The organism is Microlunatus ginsengisoli (assembly GCF_039537205.1).
Taxonomy (GTDB): domain Bacteria; phylum Actinomycetota; class Actinomycetes; order Propionibacteriales; family Propionibacteriaceae; genus Microlunatus; species Microlunatus ginsengisoli.
Map to the genome: position 1 here is coordinate 24,493 of NZ_BAABAB010000023.1, position 6,225 is coordinate 30,717.

8 protein-coding genes and 1 pseudogene are annotated in these 6,225 nt (G+C 66.8%); 1 reads left to right on the forward strand and 8 read right to left on the reverse strand.

Going from position 1 to position 6,225, the window contains the following annotated elements; all coding sequences use genetic code 11:
* The first annotated feature begins 184 nt into the window (after window positions 1-184).
* A pseudogene (locus ABD747_RS17090) lies at window positions 185-1,469 on the forward strand (IS256 family transposase).
* A gap of 125 nt (window positions 1,470-1,594) precedes the next feature.
* Here the strand turns inward: ABD747_RS17090 and ABD747_RS17095 are convergent.
* The 8 genes from ABD747_RS17095 to ABD747_RS17130 all read right to left on the reverse strand — a co-directional run bounded on the left by ABD747_RS17095 (window position 1,595) and on the right by ABD747_RS17130 (window position 5,776).
* Entirely contained in the window at window positions 1,595-1,948 is a 354-nt protein-coding gene (locus tag ABD747_RS17095) for a hypothetical protein (RefSeq protein WP_344806772.1), read from the reverse strand.
* A 45-nt stretch (window positions 1,949-1,993) separates the two neighbouring features.
* Window positions 1,994-2,653 (reverse strand): Asp23/Gls24 family envelope stress response protein, encoded by a 660-nt coding sequence (locus ABD747_RS17100; RefSeq protein ID WP_344806773.1) that lies wholly within the window; start codon window positions 2,651-2,653, stop codon window positions 1,994-1,996.
* A complete protein-coding gene (locus ABD747_RS17105; RefSeq protein ID WP_344806774.1) occupies window positions 2,644-3,264 on the reverse strand; it encodes an RNA polymerase sigma factor in 621 nt (206 codons plus the stop codon). The genes ABD747_RS17100 and ABD747_RS17105 overlap by 10 nt, the downstream gene beginning before the upstream one ends.
* Window positions 3,265-3,379: 115 nt before the next feature.
* Entirely contained in the window at window positions 3,380-3,997 is a 618-nt protein-coding gene (locus ABD747_RS17110; RefSeq protein WP_344806775.1) for an Asp23/Gls24 family envelope stress response protein, read from the reverse strand.
* A gap of 40 nt (window positions 3,998-4,037) precedes the next feature.
* Window positions 4,038-4,544 carry a DUF6286 domain-containing protein gene (locus ABD747_RS17115; protein WP_344806777.1) on the reverse strand — a complete coding sequence of 169 codons (507 nt, stop codon included), beginning with the start codon at window positions 4,542-4,544 and terminating at the stop codon, window positions 4,038-4,040.
* Window positions 4,545-4,609: 65 nt separating this feature from the next.
* On the reverse strand, window positions 4,610-5,005 hold the full coding sequence (locus ABD747_RS17120; protein WP_344806778.1) for an Asp23/Gls24 family envelope stress response protein: 396 nt from the start codon (window positions 5,003-5,005) through the stop codon (window positions 4,610-4,612).
* A 4-nt stretch (window positions 5,006-5,009) separates the two neighbouring features.
* Window positions 5,010-5,192: a hypothetical protein gene (locus tag ABD747_RS17125; RefSeq protein WP_344806780.1), complete on the reverse strand. Its 183-nt coding sequence runs from the start codon at window positions 5,190-5,192 to the stop codon at window positions 5,010-5,012.
* A gap of 80 nt (window positions 5,193-5,272) precedes the next feature.
* The gene (locus tag ABD747_RS17130) at window positions 5,273-5,776 is read right to left on the reverse strand and encodes an Asp23/Gls24 family envelope stress response protein (protein WP_344806782.1); all 504 of its coding nucleotides are present in this window, start codon (window positions 5,774-5,776) and stop codon (window positions 5,273-5,275) included.
* Window positions 5,777-6,225 lie beyond the last annotated feature (449 nt).

Below are 6,225 nucleotides of genomic sequence, written 5' to 3' on the forward strand. Positions count from 1 at the left end.
GACCATGACCCCGAGGATGAACGCACTGACTCCCAGCCACGAACCATGTCCATGACTCGTACCTCGACAACTACCCCCCGATCTAATGGGCAGCTCTAGAAGAATTGCCGGGTCATGAGCTTCTGGCTCGGGACTGTCAGGAAAACGGTGGAACTGGCTGGTCTGATCCGAGAGGAGCCAGACCATGAGTGACACGCTGACCAGCGTGGCAGCAGACCAGGAGGTAGGCGACGAAGGTGTCGATCAGCAGCAGTTAGCGGAGCAGCTCCTAGCCCAGGCGAAGGAGCAGGGGGTTGAGCTGGTGGGCCCGGGCGGGTTGTTTGAACCAGCTCACCAAACGGGTGTTGGAGACCGCGCTCGAGGAGGAGATGGCCGACCATCTGGGCTACGACAAGCACGACCCGGTCGGCCGCAACCGCGGCAACTCCCGCAACGGGGTCCGATCGAAGACGGTGCTGACCGAGACCGGGCCAGTCGAGATCGACGTCCCCCGCGACACCGACGCCAGGTTCGAGCCGCAGATCGTGAAGAAGCGGCAACGTCGGCTGACCGGGGTCGACGAGATCGTTTTGTCGCTGACCGCCCGCGGGTTGACGACCGGGGAGATCTCGGCCCACTTCGCTGAGGTCTACGGGGCGTCGGTGTCGAAGGAGACGATCTCCAAGATCACCGACAAGGTGGTCGAGGAGATGAACGAGTGGTCCAACCGGCCGCTCGACCCGGTGTATCCGGTGATTTTCATCGACGCGTTGATGGTGAAGGTCCGCGACGGCCAGGTCCGCAACAAGCCGATCTACGTCGTAGTCGGGGTCACCGTCCGTGGGGAACGCGACATCCTCGGCCTGTGGGCCGGCGACGGCGGCGAAGGAGCCAAGTTCTGGCTCCAGGTGCTGACCGAGCTGAAGAACCGTGGCGTCGCCGACGTGTGCATCGCCGTCTGCGACGGGCTGAAAGCCCTTCCGGACGCGATCACGACGGTGTGGGAGTTCACGGTAGTGCAGCAATGCATCATCCATCTCCTGCGGAACACGTTCCGGTTCGCCTCCCGGAAGTACTGGGACCAGATCGCCCGCGACCTTCGACCGATCTATACCGCCGCCTCGGAGGCTGAAGCCCTCCTGCGGTTCGAGGAGTTCGAGGAGAAGTGGGCCAAGCCGTACCCGGCGATCGGCCGGCTCTGGCGCAACGCCTGGTCGGAGTTCGTGCCGTTCCTGGACTACGACGTCGAGATCCGAAAGGTCATCTGCTCCACGAACGCGATCGAGTCGATCAACGCTCGCTACCGGCGCGCCGTCCGGGCCCGTGGGCACTTCCCCTCCGACCAGGCCGCGCTGAAGTGTCTCTATCTCGTCACCCGGTCGCTGGACCCGACCGGCAAGGGCAGGGCACGATGGACGATGAGGTGGAAACCGGCCCTGAACGCGTTCGCCATCACCTTCGAAGGCCGGATCACCCCGGCAGGAAACTGATCATGAGACCAGATCAGATCCACCGTTTATCTGACACACCCGTGGCGAGATCAGATCCCGAACCTGTGAGAGCGAGTGACGCCTTCAGATAGCAGCCGAACACTTGGCGAGAGCCAAAGCGGCCCCTAATCCCACTCCCCAGCTCGGGTAAGGACGGAGCGGGCGATCTGCCGCGAAGGGGCGACGGGTGTGGTGGTGATATCTACGCTGACCTGGGTTTCGGCTTGGCGGGTGGGCCCAGGGCGGTGGGTGATCGTGAGCTGGTTTGACCCGGTCACCGTGCCGGATGGGCCGCTGGGGGTGGGCGAGTGTTGTGCGGCGGCGGCAATGAACCGGCGCAGGGTGCTTTGCAGTGTGGGTTCGAGTCGCAGCACCCCGGGGGTGGCGAGCACGGTCGCGGCGAGGCTGTCTGCCAGGGCCTGGTCCGTGACCTGGACGAGGGCCGTGTCGGGGCGGTCGTCGGGCTGCTGCGGGTTCACGGGGGAGGGGCTTGTGGCGAGCGTGTCGCCGGTGGGGGTTCGAGTTCAGACATCGTGGATGTCCTCGACGTTGATGTTGATCATGGTTGCTGTGATTCCGACCTCGCGGTCGACGGCCTTTCGCAACTGATCGCGCAATAGGCCGGTCAGGGTGGGGATGGCCACCGTCGGGGCGACGCTGATCCGCAGGTCGATGGTGATCTCGGCGGGTGCCGGGGGGGCCTCGAGTTGGCCGACCCCTGCTACTGGCGGGTCACTCGTGGGCGGGTTGGGTTCGTTGGGTGCGACGGTGGAACGTCGGGCTTCGAGGCCGTCGATTTCGTCGCTGGTGCGACGGATGAGGTTGGCGAGGGCCTGCTCGCTGACCGTCAGCTCGTCACCGGCCGCCGCTCCGGGCTGGGCTCGTTCCAACGGGATCCGGCGGCCGCGGCGTACTTCGGCGCGGGCCGTCTCGATGATGCCGGTCAGCGCGGTGGGGTCGAGCCGCAGGGTGGGATCTGCCTGGTCGGCGGCGATCAGGCGGTGCGTGGCTGCGGCCAGGTCGCCCAGGTCGTGCCGGGCGGCCTGACAGTCGGGACAGGTCTGCTCGTGCGGGTCGGGTCGCAGGTTGATGCGGGCCCACACGTCGTCCATGCTCCGTCCGCAGCCCAGCCGGTTCGGGTCGGTCTGGCTGGGAGGGGTCGGGGTGGGGCCCGTTAGCGCCATGCCGTCATTCCTTTCGCGAGCTGGGGTCGTGCGCGGGCGATCCGGCCTCGGACGGTACTGACCGGGACTCCAATGGCGTAGGCGATGGCTGGGTAGGTCATCTCGTGCATCTCGTGCAGCACCCAGCAGGCCCGCTGGTCCGGCGGCAGGGTGGCCAACGCCGCGGTCAGGGCGTCCTGCATGGCGTTGGTTTGGGCGGCGTTGGCGGGGCCGGTCGTGGCGCTCCCGGCAGCGATCGGGGTTCCGGCCGGGTTTTCGGGTCCGGTGGTGCTGGTGCGTCGGCGGCTGCGTGTTCGGAGGAGTTTGAGGCAGCGGCGGGTCATCAGCTGGTAGATCCAGGCGCGGAACGCCTGCGGGTCGAGCAGGCTCGGCAGCCGCCGCCAGGTAAGGACGAACGTGTCCTGCACGGCGTCTTGCGCATCGCCTCGATCGGACAACATCCGGAAGCCGAGCCGCAACAGGTCGGCCTGATAGGACCGGACCAGCTGCTCGAACGCGGCCGGGTCACCGTCCTGGGCCCGAGCCACCACGGTCGCCTCGCTGAAGACCCGAGGCGGCGCGGATGTCGAGTCGACAATTGCGGCGGGGCCGGTGCTGGTCGAACCGTTCACACAATGGGCCCTTTCCTGATCAACTCTACCCACGGTGTGTCGTGTCGAGAACTGGTGAATGGTCATGATGCATTTCCGACCGGAGAGCCCCTGCCCGCTTCCTCGTTGTGGCGGCTTAGAGAGTGACGTGGTCGGCCGTTGGCCGGCTGCTGGTGACGTTGACTTGGACGGCCAGGTGTTTCAGTGAGGTCTCCATCGCGCTGGCCAGGTGGGCCGCGGTCTCGGCTTGCAAGGCGTGCAGCAGCTGTTTGATGTCGGTCCGGTCGGTCACGCTGATCCTTATGGTCAGCTCGGGCTGGCGGGCCGTTCCCCGGAGCACCGCGGAGGCGCCGGTGACGCCGGGGAGGGACTCGGCGTCGGCTTCGACGGCGTCGGTGAGTACGTCGGCGGTGCAGACGGTCAGGCCGCGGATGGCATCGTCTTGGAGCCGGAACGGTTTGGCGGCGTTGGCTCGCGGGATCTGGGCTAGCAACCACGCCAGGCCGAGAACGCCGAGAATGAGCCCGGCAACGCCGACCGCGACCACGGCGGCGGGCTGATCGAGGAATTCGCCGATGCCGGACCCGACGACCTTGCTCGAGCTCGATGGCACGGCAAGGCCGATACCGGTCGCGGTGATGATGCGGGACAGCAGCCCGAACCCGATCAGCGCGGCCACGATCCCGGCTAGTAGGACCAGGAGGCCGATCACGGCCAGCCACGCCCGGTTCAGCCGGCCAGATAGTTGTCTCATGTCGTGCCTGCCTTCGTGCAGCAGGCGAACCCGGGGGTGGTCACAGCTGCCGCGTGTGGACGATGGTGGTGACCTTCGGCATCGGCTGCAGCCCGACCCTCTGGAGCGCTTCGCGCACCCGGCCTGTGACGGTGGCGGCGAGCTGGCTGCGCTGCTCTGAGGGGGACGTGACCGTCAAGGCGACGCGGCGGGCGGTGACTCTCGCGGAGACTGAATCGACGCCGTCGACCTGGTCGGCGTAGCTGGTGGCCAGTCGGGCGACCGAGCGGCGAGTCATCACAAAATCTGTCGACCCTGCCGAGGCGCCGCTGCGATCGGCCTGAAGGACCGCCGAATTCGGCTGTCCGGGTTTCCACGCACAGATCAGTAAGATGAGCCCGACAACAACGGCGGCCAGGCTGATCGTGATGGCCATCGCCGCCCCCCAGGTGAGCGGGGCCACCCAGGCGTGGAAGGCACCCAGGAACGTCGGCCAGCTGCCGTTGAGCAGCCGTAGCACCGTGATCCAGACCAGCCCGACCCCAACCGCCAACACAACCACGCCCACGACGGCGGCGGGTACGATCCGGGCCGGGCGGCGGCGCAGTGTGGTGGAACGGGCATCGGTCCGGCTCATCGGAGTGCCTCCTTGCCGGGGTTGGGTTCGCGGTGAAGAGCGGAGATGGTGATGTCGACCCGGGTCACCTCGACCCCGGTCAGCTCACCGACCCGGTCGATCAGATGCTGGCGGACCTGGTCGGCCACCTGCCGGATCGGGGTCGGGTAGGCGACGGTGATCGCGATGTCGATCGAGGCGGTCCGGCCCGACAGCTCGACGTCGACCTTGGGGCGGGCCGACAGGTCGGGGTGAGTGCCGATGCCGAAAACGCCGCCACTACTGCCCCCGGCCCTAGCCACCTCGCTGGCGGCTTGGCCGGCGATCTTCTCGATCACCTTGTGGTCCATCACCAGCCGTCCCCGGCCGGAGGATGCTGCCCGGTCGGGGGCGGCTGCGACGATGGCCGTCACAGGGTCAGCCCCGTTCGCTCGAGCGGCCGGCCAGCGACCTCAGATCGAGCTTGCCCTCAAGCAGCCGACCGATCACCAACCCGACCGCCGCGAACAGCAAGACGATCATGAACGAGCCGAAACCGGCGAAGACGGCCACCACGCCGAGCGCGATCCCGACGATCACCGCGAACTGGGATGTGGACATGACCACGGATGTTCCTTTGCTGATGAAGTTTGGGCGATCAAGGAGTCAGGCCGACCCTCAAAAGGGGCGGCGGTGTCGGCTCAGGCGAGGACTGTTGCGCCCGTCACCGGGGCGGGGGTTCCGTCGGCATCGGTTCCATACTCTTCGGGCAGGTGCACGTCATGGACGTTCACATCGACCGACACGACGTCGAGCCCGGTGCCAAACTCCACACTCTTGATGACCGCGTCACGGATGGTGTCGGAGACCTGGACGATGGATACGCCGTACTCGACCACGATCGACACACCAATCGCGGTCTGACGCTCACCCTTCTCGATGCTCACCCCGCCAGACACACTCTGCTGCTGGCCAGGCATGCGCTGGCTCAGACTAGAGAATGCCCGCCCGGCGGCCGAACCCATGGCGTAGACACCGGGCACCTCACGGGCGGCCATGCCGGCGAGCTTGGCCACCACCTGGTCGGCGATGGAGGTGTCGCCGTACGCGGTGTGCAGAGCGTCGAACTGCTTCGGCTCCGCGGCGTTGCCCGCCTCGCGGGCCTTGCTCTCCTCGGTGGTGGCCGGGACCGTCATCGTGCTCATGGGAACTCCTCAAGACTGGGACAAACGAAGGTACGAATGCCGTACACAAGTCAGGAGGACACCACAGAACAAACCGTCACACTGATTCCTGCGACGGCCGACGTACCGCAAAGACTTTCATCCCTACCGCCAGTCGCCGATCACGCCAGATCGTCCCCAACGCTGCTCGTAGCTGTCCGGCTCGGCAACCCCGGCCTACCTCAGGTAGTCGGTGGCGGACCAATGATGCCGCGGTGAAGGCCCGGCTATCGTCTGTTCGCAAGAGGCTTCTCGCTCCGCTGGCTTCACCTATTGCGGAGCTGCGCGGCGATGGGGCATTGGAATGAGTCCCGGGCTGCGAGTCCGACGCGGTTCAGGTAGCTCACGACGATGCCCCAGGCGGCGAACAGGGACGTCTCGGTGTAGGGGACGTCGAGCGACCGGCAGTGTTCGCGGACCAGCCTGCGGGT